Below are 23,503 nucleotides of genomic sequence, written 5' to 3'. Positions count from 1 at the left end.
AGGCATTTGCTATCGTAAAAAGTGGATTACCTTACGATGAGAACTTTGTTTCTAAATTAGCTTAAAACACTTGTTTTTTAACTCAGTTCTTTGTTGTGTGCTGGCTTTTTTATTTTTTCAATAATTCGGTGTTGTTAATTTTCCTTCGTTGAACTTATCATTATATGTCTTAATCTTTCCATTGATTTCTACTTTTGAAAAGTCAAAGTTGGACAATTGACTTTTGGAAAGTAATACATTGCCACCAACTCTTTTTAGTGATGATATATTATGGCAAGTGGTTTTTCTTAAATTCAGATTCCCACCAACTTCTTCAAGTGATGATAATGAAGCATGAGTATTTTTTAGATTAAAATCTCCATAAACTATCTTTAATGGATATATAGTTTCTAAATTTTCTTGATAAACATGATTAGAGAACCATAAATCTCCACCAACTTCAGTTAAGTTTCCAAAGCCATTAATTTTTCCATTAATACCTAGAGTCCCGTTTATTTTGGTTATTTGTCCAAATGTTTTAATAAAGTTTTCCTGTAAAAATCCATGTCGATTATGATATTTTTCTCTAACAATCATATCTCCGTTAATTGTTTGAGTCGCTAGAACTAAAAAATAGTTTCTTATGCCTCTCTCGACTTGCAATAAAAAGGGTTTTCCATTTAATTCAGGGAGTTCAAATAGTGTTTTAAATTCGGCCACAATATATCCTGTGGTATCTTTTAACCAATTAATAGCAATCTCTTCTTGAGCTTCTCTGGTTAATTTGAATTTATTAGGAAAATTAGGTGCTTTTACGTCGGGCTGATGATGGGTAGAAATAATTAATTCCCCTTTATTTATGATCTTATCGGTAGTTTCGTCAGATTCAATATTCAATCTATTAAGAATATCATCTTTTTGAACTCTAATTGAAAATTCAGCAAGCTTTTTAAATGGAATTCCTTCCTTATCAATGTAACTGTAAATTTTAGTCATTCCGATTTTTTAGCTTGCACACAACTTTATGAATATGCGTTGTTTTAATAGCATATATTCTTTGGTACCTGCTTACCAGCAGTCAAGAACTAAAGTAGTAGAAAATATTTACAAATTCAAGTTCATTTCTTTTATTTCATTCTTATTAATTTAGCAAAAGCAATCAGGCATCTATAGTTATTTTAAAAGAGTATAAATTATCATTTATATACAACCCTATCAACTATTAAAAATTCATAATTTATCGTATTTTTGGTCACCAATTAAAAGAGGCCGATGTTAGAGAAACTACAAATAGTAAAACAGCGTTTTGATGAGGTAAGTGATTTGATAATACAACCAGATATTATCTCAGACCAAAAGCGTTATGTTGATCTTAATAGAGAATATAAAGACTTAAGGATTTTAATGGATAAGCGTGATGCTTACATTGAACTAACCAATAATTTAGCAGAAGCAGAAGAGATTATTGCAGATGGGAGTGACCCAGAAATGGTAGACATGGCCAAAATGCAATATGACGAGGCTAAAGAAGGAATTCCAAAATTAGAGGAGGAAATTAGGGTGTTACTCATCCCTAAAGACCCGGAGGATGCTAAAAATGCCGTAGTAGAATTAAGAGCCGGAACTGGTGGTGATGAGGCGAGTATTTTTGCGGGTGATTTATTTAGAATGTACACTAAATATTGCGAAAGTAAAGGTTGGAATGTGAGTACGGTAGATTTTAGTGAGGGTACTAATGGCGGGTTTAAAGAAATTCAGTTTGAAGTAACAGGTGAAGATGTTTATGGTACCCTAAAGTTTGAAGCCGGCGTACACCGCGTACAACGTGTACCACAAACCGAAACTCAAGGGCGTGTGCACACCAGTGCTGCAACTGTTATGGTTTTCCCAGAAGCAGAAGAGTTTGATGTAGAGATTGACCCTAAAGATGTTCGCATAGATTATTTCTGTTCCTCAGGTCCTGGTGGGCAATCTGTAAACACCACATATTCTGCGGTACGTTTAACGCACATTCCTACGGGGTTGGTGGCGCAATGTCAAGACCAAAAATCGCAGCATAAAAACAAAGAAAAGGCGTTTAGGGTTTTACGTTCTAGGCTTTACGATTTAGAATTAGCTAAAAAAATGGAAGAAGATGCTGCTAAACGTGGCAGTATGGTATCATCTGGAGATAGAAGTGCTAAAATTAGAACCTATAACTATCCGCAAGGACGTGTTACAGATCACCGCATTGGTTTAACGCTTTATGATTTACAGAATATTATTAATGGAGATATTCAAAAAATAATTGATGAACTTATGCTTGCCGAAAATACAGAAAAGTTAAAGGCGGGGGATGAAACGATATAGTATCTATTATTCCCGTAAAGCTGGGAATCCATAAAAAGTTTAATTTATTATTTATTAGATTCCTGCCTTCTCAGGTATGACAAATATGACAACAGACCAATTAGTTAAAGAAATCAAAAGAAAACAATCCTTTTTATGTATTGGATTGGATGTAGATTTAAATATAATTCCAGAGCGCCTTTTAAAAGAAGAGGACCCAATTTTTGCGTTTAATAAAGCTATTATTGATGCCACTCATCAGTTATGTGTAGCTTACAAACCCAATACCGCTTTTTATGAAGCCTATGGTATTAAAGGTTGGCAAGCTTTGGAAAAGACCATTGATTACTTGAATGAAAATTACCCTGAAATTTTCACTATTGCTGATGCTAAACGAGGCGATATAGGGAACACAAGTACTATGTATGCCAAAGCATTCTTTGAAGATTTAGCTTTTGATTCTGTAACAGTAGCACCTTATATGGGAAAAGATTCGGTGGAGCCTTTTCTAGCCTTTAAAAATAAACACACCATTCTTTTGGCTTTAACCTCTAATCAAGGAGCTTTTGATTTTCAGACAAAAACGGTTGAAAACCAAGAGTTGTACAAACAGGTGTTAGAGACTTCAAAAACATGGAATAACTCTGAAAATTTGATGTATGTTGTTGGTGCTACTAAGGCTGAATATTTGGCCGAAATTCGTGAAATAATTCCTGATAGTTTTTTATTGGTTCCAGGCGTTGGAGCACAGGGAGGGAATCTTCAGGATGTTTGTAAATATGGGATGAACGATTCTGTTGGCTTACTGATAAATTCATCAAGGGGTATTATTTATGCTTCCAAAGGAAACAATTTCGCCCTTGCTGCGGCTAATAAGGCTGCAGAACTTCAAAAAGAAATGAAAGCTATTTTAGGTTAGGTACTTGTCTTTAAATTTTCAGAGTATTCAACCTTACTTAGATCATCAACAAAATTGTTGATTCTTCTTTCTATGTCTTTTAAACTTAAAGCTTTACTTAAGTTGGGTTTTATTTTTCCCACTTTACAAAATTGATTGTTCATAACGTTTTTTATTATACTATAAAGTACGAAAAAAGACGTGATTTGGATGTAAGAAAAACGTTAAATAATTAATAAGACTAGGAAAAAGGCGTAATATCTCTGGAAAGATAATTTAAACGATTAATCTCATGTAAAAGTTCAAGAGCCTTGTATTCTGAAAAATCACTTAAGGCAAAATCGGTTTCCCTTAAATTGTAAGCTTGCTCAACAAGTTCTTTATAACGTTTATCAAGTGCTTTTTTACGACTCTTTATAAAATCTGACCTACTCATTGGTTGCTGATTAACAAGTAATTAAATATACATTTTTTATTTGAATATAAAAAGCGCTCTTTTAACCTTTTGTTAAATTAGGAACTGCTAGTCTTGTAAAGCAAAAACCTTTTTTAATAAATCTGTGGTTCTAGAAGATAGTTTTGTTCTAATATCTTTTTCTTCAATAGCTATCATGGTGTAAACGCCTTTCAAAGCTTCTTTGGTCACGTAATCTGTTAAATCAGGGTTTACATCATTCGTAAAAGGTAAACTGTTGTATTTGGTAATTAAATTTTTCCAAATATCATCGGCTCCAACTTTAGTAAACGAACTCTTAATTACAGGATTGAATTTGGCATATAAAGCTGTTTGGGTTTTATTATTTAAGTAGTTGGTGGCAGCATGATCGTTACCCAACAAAATATTTTTAGCGTCTGCAAACGTAATACCTTTAACTGCATCAACAAAAATAGGGGTGGCCTCTTTTACAGCATCTTCGGCAGCTCTATTTAAAATCTTTAAACCTTCATCGGCTAATTTACTTAAACCAACATCTCGTAATGTTTTATCAACTTTCTGTAATTCTTCTGGAAGTAATATTTTTACGAGTTCATTTTTAAAAAAACCATCCTTTTGGGTGAGTTTACTCACCTGTTTGTCTATTCCAAAGTTTAAGGCTTGCCTTAAACCAGAGGCTATTTCGGTATTGCTAATACCGCCGCTTTGGGGTAATTCATTAATGACTTGCTGTAACTCGGCACAGGCAGTGAGGTTGAAGATAAGTAATAAAATCAATAATTTTCGGGACATAATTTTTGTTTTTAAATATATAAAAATAAAAAAGACACCCTGAGAGAAAGATGCCTTTTCTTTAGTTTAAACTTAACAATCCCTCATTATTTTTATGAACTTTTTGTTTTCTGTTGTTATGACACAGATTTAGAAAACAAGTCACAATTTTTTTAATTGAGAGTTGACTGGTTTTTTATTTAAGAGAAAATAACTGTTTTGTTATTGTAAACCATCACCTTTCTTTCAGCATGTAATTTTACCGCATTAGCTAAAACTATTTTTTCAAGGTCGCGTCCTTTAGCAATAAGATCAGGAATGGAATGTGCGTGAGTAACTCTTGTTACATCTTGCTCTATAATAGGGCCTGCATCTAATTCTTCTGTAACATAATGACTGGTGGCACCAATAATTTTAACACCACGTTTGTATGCTGAATGATAGGGTTTAGCACCCACAAAAGCAGGTAAAAATGAGTGATGTATATTTATGATTTTGTTAGGATATTTGTCTATAAGTTTAGGTGATACTATTTGCATATACCTAGCCAAAACAATAAAATCTATTTTGTGTTCTTCAAGCAGTTTTAATTGTTCATTCTCTGCTTCGTTTTTAGAGTCTTTGGTAACAGGGATATGGTAAAAAGGAATATTAAAACTATCGGCTATTGGTTTTAGGTCCTTGTGATTGCTTATAATAAAAGGGATTTCTAAATTAAGTTCTCCAGAATTGTAACGCCCTAAAAGATCATATAAACAATGATCATATTTTGAAATAAATAATGCCATTTTTGGCTTTTTCTCCGAAGAATAAATACGCCATTTCATATCGAATTTTTCGGCCAGTACATTTTCAAATGCTTCCTTAAACGCTTCGGTAGAAAAGGTTTTAGAAGAAAACTCACTTTCCAATCGCATGAAAAAAATGTTTTGCTCTCTATCAACGTGTTGGTCTATATAAACAATATTACCGTTTTGGTGCGCAATAAAATTGGTTACAGAGGCTATGATGTTTGGTTGATCGTTACAATTAATTAAAATAGTAATCTTATTCATCGGGTTTTACTTATTTCAGGTGGTAAAATTAGCTTAAAAAAGTAGTTATGCTAATCTTATCTTTAAAATTTGAAAATAATCGATAATCACAAGTTTTTTTTGAATATTTCGTAAATTGCATATAGGGAATTGATATTTTTTTATAAATGAATCAAACGAAGCCATATAATCCAAAACATCATATTAGAGTAGTTACAGCAGCATCATTATTTGATGGTCATGATGCTTCTATCAATATTATGCGAAGAATTATACAAGCTACTGGTGTTGAAGTGATTCATTTAGGCCACGATAGGAGTGTAGAGGAGGTTGTAAACACTGCTATACAAGAAGACGTAAATGCTATTTGTTTAACCTCTTATCAAGGTGGACATAATGAGTATTTTAAATATATGTTTGATTTGCTTCAAGAGCGGGGCGCTGGTCATATAAAAATTTTTGGTGGTGGTGGCGGTGTCATTCTTCCCCATGAAATAAAGCAGCTGATGGATTATGGCATTTCTAGAATCTATTCACCAGATGATGGAAGGCAAATGGGATTAAAAGGCATGATTAATGATTTGGTTGAGCAGTCTGATTTTCCCATTGGAAATACTTTAAACAACAGTGAAATTGAAGAAATTCAATCTCAAAATCACAGAGCCATAGCCCGATTGATTTCAGCGGCTGAGAACTTTCCAGAGATCTCTAAAGACATATTAAATGAAATTACTAAGAAAGTAGCCTTGTCAAAAGTACCTGTTTTAGGAATAACTGGAACTGGAGGTGCAGGCAAATCGTCATTAGTTGATGAACTGGTACGGCGATTTTTGATAGATTTTCAAGATAAAACGGTAGGAATTATTTCAGTGGATCCGTCCAAGCGAAAAACAGGAGGTGCTCTTTTGGGAGATAGAATTAGAATGAATGCTATCAATACCCCAAGGGTGTATATGCGTAGTTTAGCAACGCGTCAATCTAATTTATCGCTTTCTAAACATATTGATGAAGCCATCGCTATTTTGAAGCTGGCTAAGTTTGACTTGATTATTTTGGAGACGTCAGGAATAGGGCAGTCGGGTTCAGAAATTGTTGAACATTGTAATCTTTCAATGTATGTAATGACTCCAGAGTTTGGAGCCGCTACACAATTAGAAAAAATTGATATGTTGGATTTTGCTGATTTGGTTGCTGTCAATAAGTTTGATAAACGGGGAGCCCAAGATGCTCTCAGAGATGTAAAAAAACAATATAGGCGTAACCATAATCTTTGGGATGTTTCGGAAGAAGACTTACCTGTTTACGGCACCATAGCGTCTCAATTCAATGATTCTGGAATGAATGCACTTTACAAAGCGGTAATTAAGAATTTAGTTGAAAAAGTTGGTGTAGATTTTAAATCTTCATATCAAGCAATTAATGAACGCCATACTAAAGTTTATATAATCCCTCCTCAAAGAACACGATACCTTTCTGAAATAGCTGAGACGATTAAGAATTACGATATTAAAGTAAATGAGCAGGTAGAAATTGCTCAAAAGCTTTTTGGTACATTTAAAACTATTTGTAATGTTGCCCAGATACCAAAAAGCAAAGAGAATTCATATTTGAAATCTTTTGGTTTAAAGCAGGATGAAATCCTGAAACAAGCCAAAGGTTCTATAAGCAATTTCGATAATGAAGATTCTCAATCCTCATTACTACATTTGCTTTTTAAAGAATTTGATAAGTTAAAAACGAATTTAGAGCCAAATAACTGGGAATTAATTGTAACTTGGCAAGATAAGATTGACAGATACAAAAACCCTATTTACACCTTTAAGGTAAGGGACAAAGAGATTAAAGTACAAACACATTCAGAGTCTCTATCTCATTTGCAAATTCCAAAAGTAGTATTGCCAAAATATGAAGCATGGGGTGATGTATTACGTTGGAGCTTACAAGAAAATGTTCCAGGAGCCTTTCCTTTTACTTCTGGTCTTTATCCGTTTAAACGAGAAGGCGAAGATCCCGCTAGGATGTTTGCAGGAGAAGGTGGTCCAGAACGAACCAACAGACGTTTTCATTATCTAAGTTTTGAGATGCCAGCAAAACGTTTATCAACTGCCTTTGATAGTGTTACATTATATGGGAATGACCCGAACACTAGACCAGATATTTACGGTAAAATAGGAAATGCCGGTGTTAGTATTTGTTGTTTAGACGATGCAAAAAAACTATACTCTGGTTTTAATTTGGCGGACTCAAAAACATCAGTGAGTATGACAATTAATGGTCCTGCACCCATGCTGTTAGCTTACTACATGAATGCGGCTATTGATCAGCAATGTGAGATTTATATTAAAAAAAATGGACTTGAAGCTGAAGTTGAATCCAAAATAAATCAAATTTATAAAGGAAAACAGCGTCCGAAATATCATGGTGAGTTACCCAAAGGGAATGATGGTTTAGGTTTAATGCTTTTAGGGGTTACAGGGGATGAAGTCTTGCCAAAGGAAATTTACAATGAAATTAAGGAGAAAACTATTTTTAGGGTTAGGGGTACAGTACAGGCAGATATTTTAAAAGAAGATCAAGCACAAAATACCTGTATTTTTTCATCAGAGTTTGCTTTAAAATTAATGGGAGACGTTCAGGAGTATTTTATTAAAAATAAAGTTAGAAACTTCTATTCGGTTTCTATTTCGGGATATCATATTGCAGAAGCAGGAGCAAATCCAATCACACAACTAGCCTTAACTTTATCAAATGGGTTTACTTATGTAGAATACTATCAAAGTAGAGGTATGGATATTAATGATTTTGGTCCTAACCTATCATTCTTCTTTTCAAATGGTATAGATCCAGAATATGCAGTTATTGGGAGGGTAGCAAGAAAAATTTGGGCGAAAGCTATGAAGCTAAAATATGGGGCCAATGAACGCGCTCAAAAGTTAAAGTATCATATTCAAACCTCAGGTAGAAGTTTGCATGCACAGGAAATTGATTTTAATGATATTAGAACAACACTTCAAGCACTCTATGCTATCTATGACAACTGTAATTCGCTTCATACCAATGCTTATGACGAAGCTATTACAACACCAACAGAAGAATCGGTACGTAGAGCCATGGCTATTCAGCTTATTATTAATAAGGAATTAGGATTAGCCAAGAATGAAAACCCTATACAAGGCGCCTTTATAATTGAAGAGTTAACCGATTTAGTAGAGGAAGCCGTGTTATTAGAGTTTGATAGGTTAACGGAACGAGGGGGTGTTTTAGGAGCCATGGAAACCATGTATCAACGCAGTAAAATTCAAGATGAAAGTTTGTATTATGAAACCTTGAAACACAAAGGAAGTATCCCAATTATTGGCGTAAATACATTTTTAAGTAGTAAGGGGTCTCCAACGATTTTGCCAGCGGAGGTTATTAGAGCCTCTGAAGAAGAAAAGCAAATTCAAATAAATACTTTGAAAAACCTTCATGCAGTTAAAGATGTTTCCAGCTTTTTAAAGGAAATTCAAAATGCAGCGATAAATAATGAAAATATATTTGAAGTACTTATGGAAGTATGTAAAGTGTGTTCATTGGGGCAAATTACTCAAGCACTTTTTGAAGTAGGCGGACAGTACAGAAGAAACATGTAGAGTTTAGTTAAAAAGAATTTTCTTGTTGTGCAGAGTTTTAGTTTTATATTTTGAAAAACGAATTCTAATTTGTGTCTATAAGTAAAAAACAATAACCTTTTTATTAAATTCAGTTGTTCCATTATCTAAATCACTCAACAAATTTTTATCCCAAAGAATAGTAAGTAAAAGTTTTAAAAAAGGTGACTTCATAGAACTTTACTAGAACAGTTTTATATAGAAGCAGAATACAGAGCACTTGCTGCCAGAATACCAATAGCCAAAGATAGGTATGACTTTTATATGAACATTGTTAAGCCTGAAATTTTTAAACGTTTACCTGAAAAATATTTGGCGTCACTAATAAATATACGCCCAGAAACCTTGTCAAGAATACAAGTTGTTTATGGTTTAGTGTAATCAAACTTGAAATATATCAAGTTCAGGTGATTTTTTTAATAGAAATATTCTCCAATTCAATGTATATTGGTCACATTCAAATTGTGTTGTTAAAATCTAGATATAGTATTTTCAAAATGAGTGTTTATATAAAAATTGAAGTCTCCCAAAAATATAAACATATCCTTATGGATGTGTTTTTTTTGTTCTAAAAACTATAAACTCAACATCCAACTACGCTGAAGTTTTTTAAACTTTTTCAATTCATTTCTTAAGATGGGTAAAAAATCTTTACCATTGCTACTGGAGCGCTCTAATCTGTAAGAGTTTTTATAAAGCAGATTAGTAAGTTTTTTTAAAGAAGCTAGATGTTTGTGCTTTCTTTCAGAATGACGCTCTAATTCGGCATTGACAATCTCAGGAGCTAAGGATACAGATTGTTGAACAATATCACCCGAAAAGTAAATGTTTGTATCCTCAGAACCATCATCTTTTAATGGTACTAGGTCATCTTGCATGTATGAAGAAATGCTTTGAGAAAGCGCAAAAATCTCTAGGGCTTTTCTATAAATCGGTAAATCCGATAGGTTTGGTGGGGTATTGTGTAACATCATTCTCTTTTTCACTACAATTTTATCAAAATTACTCACAAGAAATCACATTCAACTTTAATATTTAAAGTAATTTTGTATTTTTACTTTAAAATAAATGTTTTTACTTTAAAATTCTTTAAATGCTTATAGATGAACTTAATCGAAAGATTTTAAGGTGTTTACAGCAAAATGCCAGACTTTCTAATGCTGAAATTGGACGTCAAGTGGGTATAAGTTCTCCTGCCGTATCTGAACGTATAAAAAAAATGGAAGATTTGGGCATTATTGAAGGTTATAAAGCCATTGTTTCTCCTTTTGAAATTGGGTATCAATTAAAGGCTATCATTACTTTAAGAGCCTTTATGGGAAAGTTGAAACCTTTTTTAGAAAAAGTAAAAACTTTTGATGAGGTTGTAAATTGCTACAGAATTACCGGTGATGAAAATATTGTGATGGAAGTGGTTTTAAAGAATCATAAACACCTTGAAAATTTCATTGACCAGCTTATTATTTATGGTGAGAGCAAAACACAAATAGTACTTTCCAGAGTAATAAAGCAAAAAGAAGTAATACCCATCAAATGATTAACTAATTCGCCATGGTGGATTTTTTCTGTTTTTTCCAGCATGATATAAAATAATCTTATTACCATCAAAGTCATTTAAATGGGCTTCACGCCAAAGCCAATTTTTATCTTTTGGCAATTGGCTAAACTCAATGCCTTTTTGTTGTAAATTTTCAACTAAGGTATCTAAATAGTCGTCTTCAAAATAAATAGTAATGCCATTGTCTTTTGATATTTCATCCACATGATGTATAGATAAGGTACTGTTTCCATCAGGGCATTCAAATCTTACATATCTTGGGAGTGCGTCAACTATTAGCTGCAATCCCAAGATTTTGTAAAATTCCATTGCTCTAGCAACATTTAAAGACGGTATGGTAATTTGATTTAAATCCATAGTATTTCTTCTTCCTCAACTTCAACTACAGACTGTTTCTGTTTCTTTTTAATATTAAGAAATCGTCCTAGGAAGAATAGTAAAAATACACAAACTGCGGCTAACCCTGTAATAATAAACCAAGTATTGTCAAAGCCTAATTTACCTATCATCTGTAATCCCATATTATGTCCAAAAATATGAGCAATAGAGAACGCAATAGCATATAGTGCCATATATTCACCTTGATTTCCTTTTTTTGCTCTATCCATAGCAAATGCATTAGAGAATGGAAAAGCAATCATTTCTCCAAAAGTCATTAACAGCATACCAATGACAAGGATTCCAATCCATGAAGTTAAGTTTAGAACAACAAAACTTAATCCGGTTAGAAGCGCACCAAATAGCATTAAGTTTGTTTTGGTAAACCTTGTATTTTCTAACCATTTAATTATAGGCATTTCAAAAACGAAAATGATGAAACCATTCATACCAAGTAAAATGCCAATTTCTACTTCAGTTAAAAAATGAGCATCCTTGTAATATATAGGCATTGTAGAGAAGTATTGTAAAAATACGATTCCGAATAAAGTCATAGACAATAGGAAAATAATGAAAGCCTTATCACTATAGGCTGATCTTGGATTTAAAATTTTTACTTCGTTTAACTGTCTAGTAGACTTAGGATTTAATACATAAATCAACACCATTGTTGCCACAATACAAGTTAAACCATCAACCCAAAACAAACCACCGTATCCTATTGATGCTATAATAAAACCTCCAAGTGCTGGACCTGCAGAAAAACCTAAATTAATTGCTAATCTTATAAGGGTAACAGAACGTGTTTTGTTTTTGGGTTTACTGTAGGCGCTAAGAGCCACAAATATAGCAGGTCTAAAAGAATCTGCTACTACCATAACCAAAAATAAACCAATACAGAACGATGCAAATGTGTTTAAAAACTGAAGGCTAATAAATAGAACTCCAGTGGCTAGCAAGCTATGAACCATTACTTTGTAAAACCCTATCTTATCAGTCAATTTACCACCTAACCATGAGCCCACTACAGATCCTAAACCAAAGGCACTCATTATCCACGCCACATCACTAACTGCAAAGCCTAAACTTTTGGTTAGATATAGTGATAGAAAAGGAATGACCATGGTTCCTGCTCTATTAATAAATGTGATTAATGATAACCACCATACTTCTCTTGAAAGTCCTTTAAATGTGTTTACGTAATTGTTCCATAGTGTTTGCATGATTTCTAATCTTCTAAGTCATAAATAAATTGATTTAATTAAAAAGTTGTTTACCAACTATAAATAAAAAGTCCGGCTAGTTAGCCGGACTTTTAAATATTGAAATATTGTATAATAATATTACCACAATATAAAATAAGCCCGACATGTTTCCTTGGTTAAGGAAAGCATCCATTGCTTTTTACAAATTGCGACAATACGTCTCATCTTATTATATTTTTTATGCTCCAAAACTATATAAAATATTCTAATATTGTAGATTTGAATGAAAGAATTTTTTTATTTATGAAACATCTAAGCCTTTTTTTTTTATTTATAATCTTGATGTCCTGTGGTCAAGATAAGCGACCTATACAGGGTGAAACCGAGTTTCAAAAAGCGATGAATGCCCAGTTTAAAGATGCCACCGAGTCTCCTTTAACCGATAAAGATAGAAAACAATTTGCTGGCTTATATTTTTTTAAAGTAGACTCTAGTTATGTAGTGAGGGCACATTTTAAAAGAACGCCTAACGAAAAACCTTTTAAAATGAAAACCACAACAGATAGACTTCCCGAATATGTTAAATACGGTGAACTTTCTTTTAACTTAAAAGGTAAAGATTTGAAACTAAATATTTATCAAAATCAAGGTTTAATTAAAGAAGAAGGTTATGAAGACTATTTGTTTTTACCTTTTTTAGACGAAACTAACGGACAAGAAAGCTATGGGGGCGGACGCTACATTGATGTCAGAATACCCGAAGGTGATACTATACTAATTAATTTTAATGAGGCTTACAATCCATATTGCGCTTATAATGATAAGTATTCATGCCCTGTAGTACCACGAGAAAATTATTTGCGAGTTAGAATAGAAGCGGGGGTAATGGCTTTTAAGAAGAGTTGATTTTATAGTTCCGTTGACTAATGTTGGTTATAATTTTGTTGTGTAAAATCTATAGCAATGAATCATACACGGTGATTTCGGATGTTTTTTATATGTTCATTTATTTTATAAAAGCATTAGTTAAAGTTATTATTCCAATAATTAATATTAAACCGAGTGAGATTTGCTTAAACTTATTTTGAGGTATAAAGTTAAGAACTCTTTTGCCAATTGCCGTTCCAATAATACCAATAACTAATAGAAAAGGCACATAAATCAAATCATGTTTATGAATAAACCCATTGTAGTAGTAAACAAATGTTCTTGAAAAGTCTATTAGGAAATCAATGAATGCAGAAGTGGCTATAAATACGTTTTTTTCCAAATTAAATGCGGCCATAGTAAGTCCTCTTATTGCACCTCCGGTTCCTAGTAGTCCTGCAGAAAATCCTGAAAAACTACCTCCAATTATAGCATTTCGTCTGTTGGGGTTAATTACTATTTCTTTTTTAATCAGAAATAATAGAGCAAAAACAAAAAGAAATACTCCAAGAATTAATTCAAGATATGAATTGTTAAAAAACTTTGTAACGAGTCCACCAAGTACAACAAAAATTACTGATGGGATACCAATATTCACAAGTAACTTCTTGTCAAGCCCTTTTTTAAACAAAACTATTTTACTCAAATTACTTGAAAGATGGTAAATAGCTGTTAAACCTAGGACTGATTCGAAATCGAAATAGAAATTTGCAATTGGAACAAAGAATACTGATGAACCAAATCCACCTACTGTTCCAAATAATTCGGCGATCAAGGCTAAAAGTAAGAATAGATAACTTACATTTTTCATTCAATTTTTTATCAGTGAACTCAGAGTTAACGTAGTTCTGCTTTGAGAATTAAAAGATAATAAATTCTTGAGTAATAATTTGATTTAACTCTGAGATGGAACACAGTTACTTTAATCTGCAATGCTTTTTAGCCGGTGTTAGCAGAAGTTTTTTTGTATTCCATAAATTTTTTCCAGTAGCTAACAGAAGGACTTTCAGGAGTGCTATTTCGACCAGACATAGAAAAAATTTGCAACTCACCTTTATTCATAACTGGAAGTTGATTATAGTTTTCTCTGAACTCATCGTGCATTCCGTGTAACACATCTGATATCTTTAACAACGTTTCTTTTATTACCATGAATGAAGCATATGTGATACAGTACCTTAAATCTTTGTTTATAATTTTTTTAAGATTGGATTTAATTTTGTCAGAGCATTCAAATTGAGTTGTTACATGTCCTGATTTTAATTCCCAAGACACATTAGCAAAAGATGTTGATTTTTTTCTATGAATTAACTCAGACCTGTAATCATTAAACTTACTTACAAATTCAGAATCTACTCTTTTAATATTATCTACAAACTTTCTTTTTCCATATTCACTTTCTTTATTGTAACAATGCTTTACAAGCGTTATCCACTGAAGGTTTTTTTGAGGATTTTGTCCAAAAATAAATTGAGTTAACATTGCTAAGTAATCAAAAGAAGAAGATAAATGAAAAATGATACTATCATAAATTGCCATAACTTCATCTGTGGCCATTTCAAAGTGAGGATTACCTATATGATACCCGTTAAAGGCAGTGGGTTTTTTAGCATTTTAGCAAATCTGTGTTCGATAAAAAATTTTCTATCAATCAAAAGATAAAAATGAAGATTTGCACTTCTAATTCTATAGTTTATACTATCTCTTAGTTCAAATATTTCATGTTTTCCATCTTTGGCAGAACCAAATGTATTTTTAACATAATAGCCATAGTCCATTGCTAAAGCCATAAAGCCATTATAAACGATTTTAATTAGACTTTGAATTTCTTCTATACTTTTTTCTGGTTCATTTATGAAAATTACTTTTTCCAAAAAGAATGGTTTTAATTTCTGCTAACATATGAATAAACACAATTATTTTATCAGAATTATATTTATCCCATTAAAAGTAAGTAAAATCTGTTTTTAATGTTAAAATAAATTCAACATAATTGTGGGAGAAAACTTTGATTTAAAAGTATAGTTCAAATTTTTGCAGAATCAAGATTTTATTTTACCAAAAACATACCTAAAAACACCGCTAAAAAGCCAATTATAAAACTGGCCATAGTGTAAACAGCAAAACTCGTAAAATCGCCAGCTTTTAAAAACACATGATTTTCGTAAGCAAAGGTAGAGAAAGTGGTAAAACCACCACAAAAACCAGTGGCTAGCAATAAGGTTTGACTTTGTGTTAAGGAGTTATTTTTGGCTGCCAACCCTAAAATAATACCAATAAGCAAACTTCCTAAAATATTCGCAGCAAAAGTACCGTAAGGTATTCCGTTTGATGGGCTATTTAAGTATTTTCCAATAACATAGCGCAAAACACTACCAAAGCCTCCACCAAGAAAAACTAATAAAATGTGTTTCATCTACACAGCCAAAAATAAAATTGTCATGCTGAACTTGTTTCAGCATCTTAATATCTTAGTAAATGAGACCCCGAAACGAGTTCAGGATAACATTTACAGATTCTTTGCAATATATTAAATATTCAGATTATTTTATTGGAATATATATTTCTGTAACCCAATTGGCTGGATTGGGTAAATTTTTCGGGTTGTTGGTGTAAATCTCAAAGGGTTTTATACCAGACATTTCTAAACTATTCTCAGCAATATGTTTCATAGTAGCTTCCCAAGCTTTAGGTAAATTACTGTAATTACCTTTTAATGTGGTTTTGAGTACCTTGGTTTTGGGTATATAACCACATAAAATTTCACTACTATATTCAACATTAACTTTACTCCTGGTAGGAATGGCATTACTCATAATAACATGTCCGTTTTCTGTATTCATTTCGTTATAAATGGTAAATGGCATACCGCTGGCAACAATATTATTTTGGGCCATATAGTCCATTATATCTGCATATTGTTTTTGCATAATTTGGCTAATATTAGTGTCCGTTGCTGAAGTTGTTTTATACATATAAAAGCCACCACCATATTCGGTAATCCCATCAATATTTACACTGAAAGCTTTTAACTTAAGTTGTATAATGCTATCTAGTTTTTCTAAACTACGTTCGTAATGTGGGCCAATTTGCTTGTCCATTCCTCCGTTAAAGGCAGCAAATGCTTTAAAGCCAAAGGATAAATTTTTTCCAGAAATAGTCCAAGTAACATCAGTAGCACCATCATCGGTTGCTTTAAAAGTCCATGAAATATCAGATTTTGGAAAATCAGCAAACTGAATTTCCTGTTCTATGGAGGTATAAGGAATGGCTTCAAGTGTAGTCATAGTACCAATACCATCATTATCCTCCCAAGAGTAAGAACCACCAACACCTCTGGTGTTATCTGCTAAGGTTATTTTTATATCAGGATTAACTTCTACCCACGATGACCAATCTCCCCAATTTTTAAAATCAATAACATTGGAATAAATAACAGGGGCAGGAGCTTTAATGGTTCGGGTTCTGGAAACCTCGTATGAATTAGGTTGTACAGCAACATAAATGGCTATGGCAATGATAGCAATGAACAGTAGAAATAAAATATACTTGAATGCTTTCATTTTAGTAAAAAGGGTATTTGAGTAACTCAAAGATAATCAATTTTTAAGTTGTTATTATTTTTTAGTATTGGCAATATTTTAACATTGATTTTTTACTTAAATCATCTATTTTTGTTGCAATTAATAATTCGCTTCGAATTAATGTTTAAATATTTTAAAAGAAATAATAAAAATAGATTTTCAAAATGAAATTCAAATACTTTTTAATTATAGTATTGAGTCTAGTTTTTTTATTAGGTTGTGTTGATGGTAAAACAGAGAAATCTGTGAATTCTAATAATATAACTAAAGAAGACAAATTCGATTATACCGTTGAACAATTTGCAGATATCAAAGTTTTAAGGTATCAAATACCTGGTTGGGAACAATTGACTTTAAAGGAACAAAAATTAGTCTATTATCTTACGCAAGCAGGTTTGAGTGGAAGAGATATTATGTGGGATCAAAATTACAGACATAATTTAACTATTAGAAAAGCACTTGAAAATATTTATACTTCTTATGAGGGTGATAAGTCTACAGACAATTGGAAGGCTTTTGAGGTGTATTTAAAACGAGTTTGGTTCAGTAACGGCATACATCATCATTATTCTAATGATAAAATAAAACCAGATTTTTCCGCGGATTATTTTAAGCAGTTATTAGCTAGTACGAATATAACTTTAGAGGGAGAAGCTTTTGATGTTATTTTTAATGATAAAGATTCTAAAAAAGTAAATCAGAGTAAGGGTATTGATAATGTGGCGCTTTCTGCGGTAAATTTTTATGGTCCTAATGTTACCAATGCTGATGTTGAAAGCTTTTATGCAGCAAAGCAATCACCTAATCCTGAAAAACCATTATCGTTTGGGTTAAACTCGCAGTTGGTAAAAGAAAATGGTATAGTTAAAGAGCGTGTTTATAAATCTGGTGGACTTTACGGTAGTGCTATTGATGAAATTATCAAGTGGTTAGAATTGGCCAAAGGTGTTGCTGAAAATAAAGCTCAAGGGGAGGCAATTGGTTTATTGATTGAATATTATAAAACGGGCGATTTGCAAATTTGGGATGACTACAATGTAGCCTGGACTAATGCCACCGAAGGTAATATAGATTATATTAATAGCTTTATTGAGGTATATAATGACCCATTAGGATATAGAGGATCTTATGAAACTATTGTTCAGATTAATGATTTTGATATGTCTCAAAAAATGAAGGTGCTATCGGATAATGCCCAATATTTTGAAGACAATTCATCTATTATGAATGAACATAAAAAAGCAAATGTAGTTGGTGTTACTTATAAAGTAGTAAATGTTGCAGGAGAAGCTGGAGATGCCTCTCCCAGTACCCCTATTGGAGTTAATCTACCAAATGCTAATTGGATTCGTGCTGCCGTAGGTAGTAAATCGGTTTCTTTAGGAAACATAATAGAAGCATACAATAATTCAGCAAGTTCGGGAAGGTTAAAGGAATTTGTGCATGATGATGAGGAATATGAATTGGAGGAAAAATATGGTCAGTTAGCAGATAAGTTACATACGGCGTTACATGAGGTTATTGGTCATGCCTCAGGAATATTAAACCCTGGTGTTGGAGAAACCAAAGAAACATTAAAGAATTATGCTTCAACTTTAGAAGAAGGTCGTGCAGATTTAGTGGCCCTTTATTTCTTGTATGATTCAAAGCTTCAAGAATTGGGTTTAGTAGATGATTGGCAGGCTGTTGGAAAAGCTGCATATGATGGCTATATAAGAAACGGACTGATGATGCAGTTAATTCGATTAAATTTAGGTGATGATGTGGAAGAAGCCCACATGAGAAACAGGCAATGGGTGAGTGCTTGGGTTTTTGAAAAAGGAAAGGAAGATAATATAATAGAAAAAGTAGTTAAAAACGGAAAGACCTATTTCAATATTAATAATTACGAAAAGCTTCGTGAGCTTTTTGGTGATTTATTACGTGAAACACAACGCATAAAATCTGAAGGTGACTATGCCGCCGTAGAACAATTGGTAGAAGGCTACGGTGTAAAAGTAGACCAAGCTATTCATGCTGAAGTTTTAGAAAGGAACAAACAATTTACGTCGGCTCCTTATTCAGGTTTTGTGAATCCAGTATTAATGGCTGAGAAAAATGAAGTTGGAGAAATTACAGCTATTGAAGTAATACAGCCCAAAACATTTGCTGACCAAATGTTAGATTATAGTAGAAATTATAATTTTTTACCAGAAGTAAACTAACTAAATTATAAGTGCTTTTTTAAACAAAGCAGAATCTTAAATCAAGGTTCTGTTTTTTTATTTACACTAAAAACTAATAGTAAAATATTAATAACAATAAGAATGGAGATAATTAATAGTGTCTTCATTTTTAGTTGGTTTAGTTACTAAATAGATGCAAAGGGCAGAAAAAGGTTGCGTCAATTTTAGTTATTTTGTTAGTATAACAATTTAAAACAAAAATTTCCCAGTGTATCGTTATATTATTTTTTTGACTATTTGAAGAAAAATTTAATAGCAGCAATAAAAAGTATAAAAGCAATAAAGGCAATAAGTATCCATATACTACCTGCATAAAAGCGTTTGTGAAGTTTTATATCTTTTCGATAAGTAAAGGCTATAATGATAGCAAACACTATAAAGAATAAAACTCCAAAAATGATTTGACCTTTACTAAACATATAATTACTTTTATGCAAAAGTAAAGGAATTAGATTAAATATTAAATATTCATGAAAGACAAAATTGAGGCAGTTAAAGCATTTCATACAGCGTTTAAAATAGGTCATAGAGAAAGCCCTAAAGCCAATTTAGGAGCAGAAAAAAATATGTTGCGTTATAAATTAATGCGTGAAGAAAATGAAGAGTATTTAGATGCTGCTAATGATGGTGATTTGGTTGAAGTAGCAGACGCCTTAGGAGATATGCTTTACATTTTATGTGGTACTATCATTGAGCATGGTCTACAATATAAAATTGAGGAAGTTTTTGAAGAAATTCAACGTAGTAATATGAGTAAATTAGGTGAAGATGGAGAACCTATTTATCGAGAAGATGGTAAGGTATTAAAAGGACCTCATTATTTTAAACCAAACATAGATGCTATTTTGAAAAAATAACTTTGTAATTTATCATTCAAGAAGAATCCAAAAAAAGAGGAACATTAATGTTCCTCTTTTTTTTATGCTCAATTAGTTACTAAACAACTTTAAAACGCCATCCAAATGGGTCTTCAGTTTTATTGGTTTGAATGTCTGTAATACGTTTTTTTAAGAAACTTGCATACGTATCATTTAACTTAGGTAATTCGTAGTCTGTGCCTTTGTATCCAAACGCAGAAATCGGAGAGACTACGGCCGCCGTACCAGCACCAAACATTTCTTTTAGTGTTCCATTTTTAGCAGCTTCAACAACTTCCGTTACAGTTATTTTTTTAACTTCTACATCGATACCTTCAGATTCTGCTAATTCAATAATGCTTTTCCGCGTAATACCATCAAGGATCCTATCACTTGTTGGAGCTGTAATCAAAGTATCATTTATCCTAACAAAAATATTCATAGCACCGGCTTCCTCGATGTATTCATGTGTGTTATCGTCGGTCCAAATAACCTGATGATAACCTTTGGCTTTTGCTAATTGTGTCGGATAAAACTGTCCAGCGTAATTCCCACCTGCTTTTGCAAACCCAACACCGCCATTTGCAGATCTAGAATACGTTTCTTCAATGAGAACTTTTACATCACCGGAAAAATACGATCCAGAAGGAGCAGTACAGATTATAAATTTATATTCATCAGCAGGAGACGCATGAAACCCTTGTCCAGATGCAAAAACAAACGGACGAATATATAATGAACTTCCATCATTTGTTGGAATCCAATCTTTATCAAGTTCTAATAACGCTTTCAGTCCTTCCATGAAATATGCTTCAGGCAATTCCGGAATTGATAGACGTTTAGACGAAATATTTAAACGCTTAAAGTTATCTAAAGGACGAAATAACCAGACATTTTGATCTACATCTTTGTATGCTTTCATACCTTCAAAGACGGACTGTCCGTAATGGAAAATCTTTGCAGAAGGGTCTAATGTGATTGGTTGATAAGGCATAATTTTAGGTGCTTGCCATTTACCTTCCTTATAATCACAAACCAGCATATGGTCAGAAAACACACTTCCAAAGGTCAAATTGTCAAAGTCCACCTCATTAATTTTAGAAGACTCTGCTTTTATAATCTCTATGTCATTGATTATTGTGCTCATAATCTCATCATTTTACAAGACAAAGTTATAATAAAAACGTTAAAAATAGTTGTCTTTATTTAAATCATTTAAAATTGAAATTTTCATATTATAAAACCAATAATTGTGTTGTTATATTTATGTATTAATATTGGGTATGTTTAAATAGAGATTTTTATAATTCCTGCCTTAAAATGAGGTAGTTCTATAATAATTCTATGGCTATTTCTTCGTTTTCTTCAAATCAATATGTTTGCATACACTACAGGATGGATAAAATGTTTCTTTAAGTAATATTTGTTCTATAGATTTAATAAAATTTAATTAGAATATGAAATTATTCAGACTTACAGTTTTTAGTTTGTTTTTGGTTAGTCAATTATTTTTGAATTGCCAAAAAAGTGGGGATATCGAAGAGGCACCTGAAATTGAAATGCCTGAAGAAAAAGAAGAAGAAGTAGAAGAGCCAAAAGAAGAAACACCGGAAGCCTCAGAGACTTTTGATATCATATCTGAATCTAACCCAAGGGTTACTACGCATCATTTACAATCTGGCCCATCAGGTTTTCAAATAGGAATTACCTCAAATGGTGGAGGAGTGATAAACGAGGTGGTTATTCCTGGTTTGGGAGATATTATGGGGCCAGAATCAGATAGGTATGGTAGAGCAGGTCAGGTGGCCATTAGAGATGCTTCTCATGGTGGCAGATACAACCCTACTCAAGCTGGTTTTTTTGAAACCTTAGGTTCACCATGTGCCATTACACAAACAGAAGATGGAAAAAAATTAATTGTAGAGCCTAGGCCTTTGGCGCTTTGGCATGGCGATGGACAATATGATTTTACACGCTGGGAAAATATTGGAGAGGACCCATATAGAAATGACGGAGGAAACTCTGATGAAGATGGACTTGACGAAGAAGAATTGGAAGGTAAACAATTGGATGAGGTTAAAAGTGAATTTGATTATTATGGAACCTATGAAGATATTTCAGGACAATACGGAATATCTATAAGTATCGTAAAACACTATTATCAAATTTCATTTATTCGTCCTCCAGGGCATTGTATCAACCAACATCGTGCCGGTACAAAATTATGGAATCCAAATGCTGTACAATCGGACATTTCCATAAAGGCTCCAAGTGGAGTGCATCCAGGTTCTGATAATGATATGAATGTAATGACAGGTGTTTGGTCTCTTAGACATGATAGGAGTGTATGGACTACAAAATATCTATATTACAGGAAAACGAATGGACAATGGGCTATTACTGACAAAGAGAGTGTTGGTAGTGGTTTTCCAGATGCTGATAATACCGTTTTTATACTTTCCGATTCTAATATAGAAACTCAAGGAAAGGCTTTAGGTTTATACCAGCCTAAAACAGATGTTAATAAAAATGTGATTATTGGTGTTAATGAAACAGATAACAGTATAGCCTATAAAGATTTTAGAGGTAATCTTATCAAATTGTCTTATGATCTCAAAAGGATACCAACTATGAGTAAATATGGATTTTCAAATAGGATTAGAGGTATGATTAATAGAACCCAACTAGACGATAATATTTATGAAGCCTATAGAAATGAAATTTATATAATCTATGGAACTCCAAAAGAAATCAAAGATGCTGTAGCTCTTTTAGATATAGGTTTAAACATATAAGTAAATCCATTCCCAAATTTCATTATTTAACCATTTTAAAGTGAAATTTTCATATAAGGAAACCTCTAATTCTATGTTTATTAGTTTTTTAATATCTCAATAGTGAAAAGAGAAATTATTATTACTGCTGATGGTTCAACCACCATTCATATTCCAGAGTGGAATGAACAATACCATTCTAAATATGGTGCCATTCAAGAAGCATATCATGTATTCATAAAACATGGGTTACATCATCTTTGGAACGTAAATGAATTAAATGTTGACCTCACTTCGAGCAGAGTCGATAAGTCTCAAAATGATTTATCCATTCTAGAAATTGGTTTTGGAACAGGCCTTAATGCTTTGATCACATTTTTGGAATCTGCTAAGATTAAAACCCAAATTGATTATGTAGGTGTTGAAGGATATCCTGTTTCTAAAGATGAAATAGAACTTTTGAATTATGCTTCTGAATTAAATATGCCACAGTGCAAGATGGTTTTTAATAAAATTCATGATGTTTCCTGGGAGGAAAAGCATCAGATTTCTCAAAAATTTTCACTTACAAAACAACATAAATGTTTTGACGATATTGAAGACAGCAATGCTTTTCATCTTATTTATTTTGATGCTTTTGGTGCCCGGGTACAACCAGAATTATGGACAGAAGACATATTCAAAAAAATGTTTAACGCTTTAAAAGACAATGGTGTTTTGGTGACCTATTCTGCAAAAGGAAGTGTGCGCAGAGCTATGCAGTCTGTTGGGTTTTCAGTAGAAAAACTCCCAGGTCCTCCCGGTAAAAGGGAAATGTTACGTGCATGTAAAGGAGCGTGATATTTAGCGATTCAATAATTTATAATTTGATTAAGAGCTAAATGTTATGGGCAACCAAG

23 protein-coding genes are annotated in these 23,503 nt (G+C 32.5%); 9 read left to right on the top strand and 14 right to left on the bottom strand.

The annotated features are described in order from the left end of the window. Positions 1–117: 117 nt before the first annotated feature. On the bottom strand, positions 118–975 hold the full coding sequence (locus DFQ02_RS14075) for a hypothetical protein (protein ID WP_116525085.1): 858 nt from the start codon (positions 973–975) through the stop codon (positions 118–120). 276 nt (positions 976–1,251) lie between these two features. Between DFQ02_RS14075 and prfA the strand changes: the two genes are divergently transcribed. Together prfA and pyrF are read left to right on the top strand one after the other, a co-directional pair. Beyond that, the gene (gene prfA, locus DFQ02_RS14070) at positions 1,252–2,328 is read left to right on the top strand and encodes a peptide chain release factor 1 (RefSeq protein ID WP_116525084.1); all 1,077 of its coding nucleotides are present in this window, start codon (positions 1,252–1,254) and stop codon (positions 2,326–2,328) included. Between the two features lie 85 nt (positions 2,329–2,413). Further along, on the top strand, positions 2,414–3,226 hold the full coding sequence (pyrF, locus tag DFQ02_RS14065) for an orotidine-5'-phosphate decarboxylase (protein WP_116525083.1): 813 nt from the start codon (positions 2,414–2,416) through the stop codon (positions 3,224–3,226). Positions 3,227–3,446: 220 nt separating this feature from the next. Here pyrF and DFQ02_RS14060 read toward each other — a convergent pair whose 3' ends face one another. The 3 genes from DFQ02_RS14060 to purU form a co-directional block, all read right to left on the bottom strand. Next, the gene (locus tag DFQ02_RS14060) at positions 3,447–3,641 is read right to left on the bottom strand and encodes a Lacal_2735 family protein (RefSeq protein ID WP_116525082.1); all 195 of its coding nucleotides are present in this window, start codon (positions 3,639–3,641) and stop codon (positions 3,447–3,449) included. Between the two features lie 87 nt (positions 3,642–3,728). Beyond that, positions 3,729–4,433, bottom strand: coding sequence for a DUF4197 domain-containing protein (locus DFQ02_RS14055; protein WP_116525081.1), 705 nt, complete (start codon positions 4,431–4,433; stop codon positions 3,729–3,731). Positions 4,434–4,612: 179 nt separating this feature from the next. Next, positions 4,613–5,467 (bottom strand): formyltetrahydrofolate deformylase, encoded by an 855-nt coding sequence (gene purU, locus DFQ02_RS14050; protein WP_116525080.1) that lies wholly within the window; start codon positions 5,465–5,467, stop codon positions 4,613–4,615. A gap of 146 nt (positions 5,468–5,613) precedes the next feature. Between purU and DFQ02_RS14045 the strand changes: the two genes are divergently transcribed. Beyond that, entirely contained in the window at positions 5,614–9,078 is a 3,465-nt protein-coding gene (locus DFQ02_RS14045) for a methylmalonyl-CoA mutase family protein (protein ID WP_116525079.1), read from the top strand. Between the two features lie 593 nt (positions 9,079–9,671). Here DFQ02_RS14045 and DFQ02_RS14040 read toward each other — a convergent pair. Continuing rightward, a complete protein-coding gene (locus DFQ02_RS14040; protein ID WP_116525095.1) occupies positions 9,672–10,067 on the bottom strand; it encodes a hypothetical protein in 396 nt (131 codons plus the stop codon). 122 nt (positions 10,068–10,189) lie between these two features. Between DFQ02_RS14040 and DFQ02_RS14035 the strand changes: the two genes are divergently transcribed. Next, a complete protein-coding gene (locus DFQ02_RS14035) occupies positions 10,190–10,633 on the top strand; it encodes an Lrp/AsnC family transcriptional regulator (RefSeq protein ID WP_116525078.1) in 444 nt (147 codons plus the stop codon). Here DFQ02_RS14035 and DFQ02_RS14030 read toward each other — a convergent pair whose 3' ends face one another. Both DFQ02_RS14030 and DFQ02_RS14025 read right to left on the bottom strand, forming a co-directional pair. Beyond that, on the bottom strand, positions 10,634–11,011 hold the full coding sequence (locus DFQ02_RS14030) for a VOC family protein (RefSeq protein WP_116525077.1): 378 nt from the start codon (positions 11,009–11,011) through the stop codon (positions 10,634–10,636). It abuts the gene before it with no gap. After that, a complete protein-coding gene (locus DFQ02_RS14025) occupies positions 11,002–12,255 on the bottom strand; it encodes an MDR family MFS transporter (RefSeq protein WP_116525076.1) in 1,254 nt (417 codons plus the stop codon). Before DFQ02_RS14025 ends, DFQ02_RS14030 begins: the two co-directional genes overlap by 10 nt. 285 nt (positions 12,256–12,540) lie before the next feature. On the opposite strand from DFQ02_RS14025, the gene DFQ02_RS14020 reads away from it, so the two are divergent. Further along, positions 12,541–13,143: a DUF1684 domain-containing protein gene (locus DFQ02_RS14020; protein WP_116525094.1), complete on the top strand. Its 603-nt coding sequence runs from the start codon at positions 12,541–12,543 to the stop codon at positions 13,141–13,143. Between the two features lie 100 nt (positions 13,144–13,243). On the opposite strand, the gene DFQ02_RS14015 is transcribed toward DFQ02_RS14020, so the two are convergent. From DFQ02_RS14015 to DFQ02_RS13995, 5 genes are all read right to left on the bottom strand, one after another. After that, on the bottom strand, positions 13,244–13,975 hold the full coding sequence (locus DFQ02_RS14015; protein WP_116525075.1) for a sulfite exporter TauE/SafE family protein: 732 nt from the start codon (positions 13,973–13,975) through the stop codon (positions 13,244–13,246). A gap of 128 nt (positions 13,976–14,103) precedes the next feature. Beyond that, the gene (locus DFQ02_RS14010; protein WP_116525074.1) at positions 14,104–14,721 is read right to left on the bottom strand and encodes a hypothetical protein; all 618 of its coding nucleotides are present in this window, start codon (positions 14,719–14,721) and stop codon (positions 14,104–14,106) included. A gap of 17 nt (positions 14,722–14,738) precedes the next feature. Beyond that, positions 14,739–15,038, bottom strand: a complete 300-nt coding sequence (locus DFQ02_RS14005; protein WP_116525073.1) for a hypothetical protein — start codon at positions 15,036–15,038, stop codon at positions 14,739–14,741. A gap of 176 nt (positions 15,039–15,214) precedes the next feature. Further along, positions 15,215–15,580, bottom strand: coding sequence for a fluoride efflux transporter CrcB (gene crcB, locus DFQ02_RS14000; protein WP_116525072.1), 366 nt, complete (start codon positions 15,578–15,580; stop codon positions 15,215–15,217). 127 nt (positions 15,581–15,707) lie between these two features. Further along, positions 15,708–16,727 carry an SRPBCC family protein gene (locus DFQ02_RS13995; RefSeq protein WP_116525071.1) on the bottom strand — a complete coding sequence of 340 codons (1,020 nt, stop codon included), beginning with the start codon at positions 16,725–16,727 and terminating at the stop codon, positions 15,708–15,710. 185 nt (positions 16,728–16,912) lie between these two features. Between DFQ02_RS13995 and DFQ02_RS13990 the strand changes: the two genes are divergently transcribed. Then, on the top strand, positions 16,913–18,952 hold the full coding sequence (locus DFQ02_RS13990; RefSeq protein WP_116525070.1) for a dipeptidyl-peptidase 3 family protein: 2,040 nt from the start codon (positions 16,913–16,915) through the stop codon (positions 18,950–18,952). A gap of 254 nt (positions 18,953–19,206) precedes the next feature. On the opposite strand, the gene DFQ02_RS13985 is transcribed toward DFQ02_RS13990, so the two are convergent. Then, positions 19,207–19,392 carry a hypothetical protein gene (locus DFQ02_RS13985; protein ID WP_116525069.1) on the bottom strand — a complete coding sequence of 62 codons (186 nt, stop codon included), beginning with the start codon at positions 19,390–19,392 and terminating at the stop codon, positions 19,207–19,209. A gap of 51 nt (positions 19,393–19,443) precedes the next feature. Here DFQ02_RS13985 and DFQ02_RS13980 point away from each other — a divergent pair, with 51 nt between their 5' ends. Continuing rightward, positions 19,444–19,830, top strand: a complete 387-nt coding sequence (locus DFQ02_RS13980; RefSeq protein ID WP_116525068.1) for a pyrophosphohydrolase domain-containing protein — start codon at positions 19,444–19,446, stop codon at positions 19,828–19,830. 79 nt (positions 19,831–19,909) lie between these two features. Here DFQ02_RS13980 and DFQ02_RS13975 read toward each other — a convergent pair whose 3' ends face one another. Next, entirely contained in the window at positions 19,910–20,977 is a 1,068-nt protein-coding gene (locus DFQ02_RS13975) for a branched-chain amino acid aminotransferase (RefSeq protein WP_181896427.1), read from the bottom strand. A gap of 310 nt (positions 20,978–21,287) precedes the next feature. Here DFQ02_RS13975 and DFQ02_RS13970 point away from each other — a divergent pair, with 310 nt between their 5' ends. Next, the gene (locus tag DFQ02_RS13970) at positions 21,288–22,625 is read left to right on the top strand and encodes a hypothetical protein (RefSeq protein WP_116525067.1); all 1,338 of its coding nucleotides are present in this window, start codon (positions 21,288–21,290) and stop codon (positions 22,623–22,625) included. Between the two features lie 102 nt (positions 22,626–22,727). Next, positions 22,728–23,444, top strand: a complete 717-nt coding sequence (gene mnmD / locus DFQ02_RS13965; RefSeq protein ID WP_116525066.1) for a tRNA (5-methylaminomethyl-2-thiouridine)(34)-methyltransferase MnmD — start codon at positions 22,728–22,730, stop codon at positions 23,442–23,444. Positions 23,445–23,503 lie beyond the last annotated feature (59 nt).

The sequence above is a fragment of the Seonamhaeicola aphaedonensis genome (assembly GCF_003386195.1).
Classification (GTDB): Bacteria; Bacteroidota; Bacteroidia; order Flavobacteriales; family Flavobacteriaceae; genus Seonamhaeicola; species Seonamhaeicola aphaedonensis.
The sequence above is the reverse complement of the archived record's forward strand: the minus strand, read 5'-3'. Positions and strand labels throughout refer to the sequence as shown.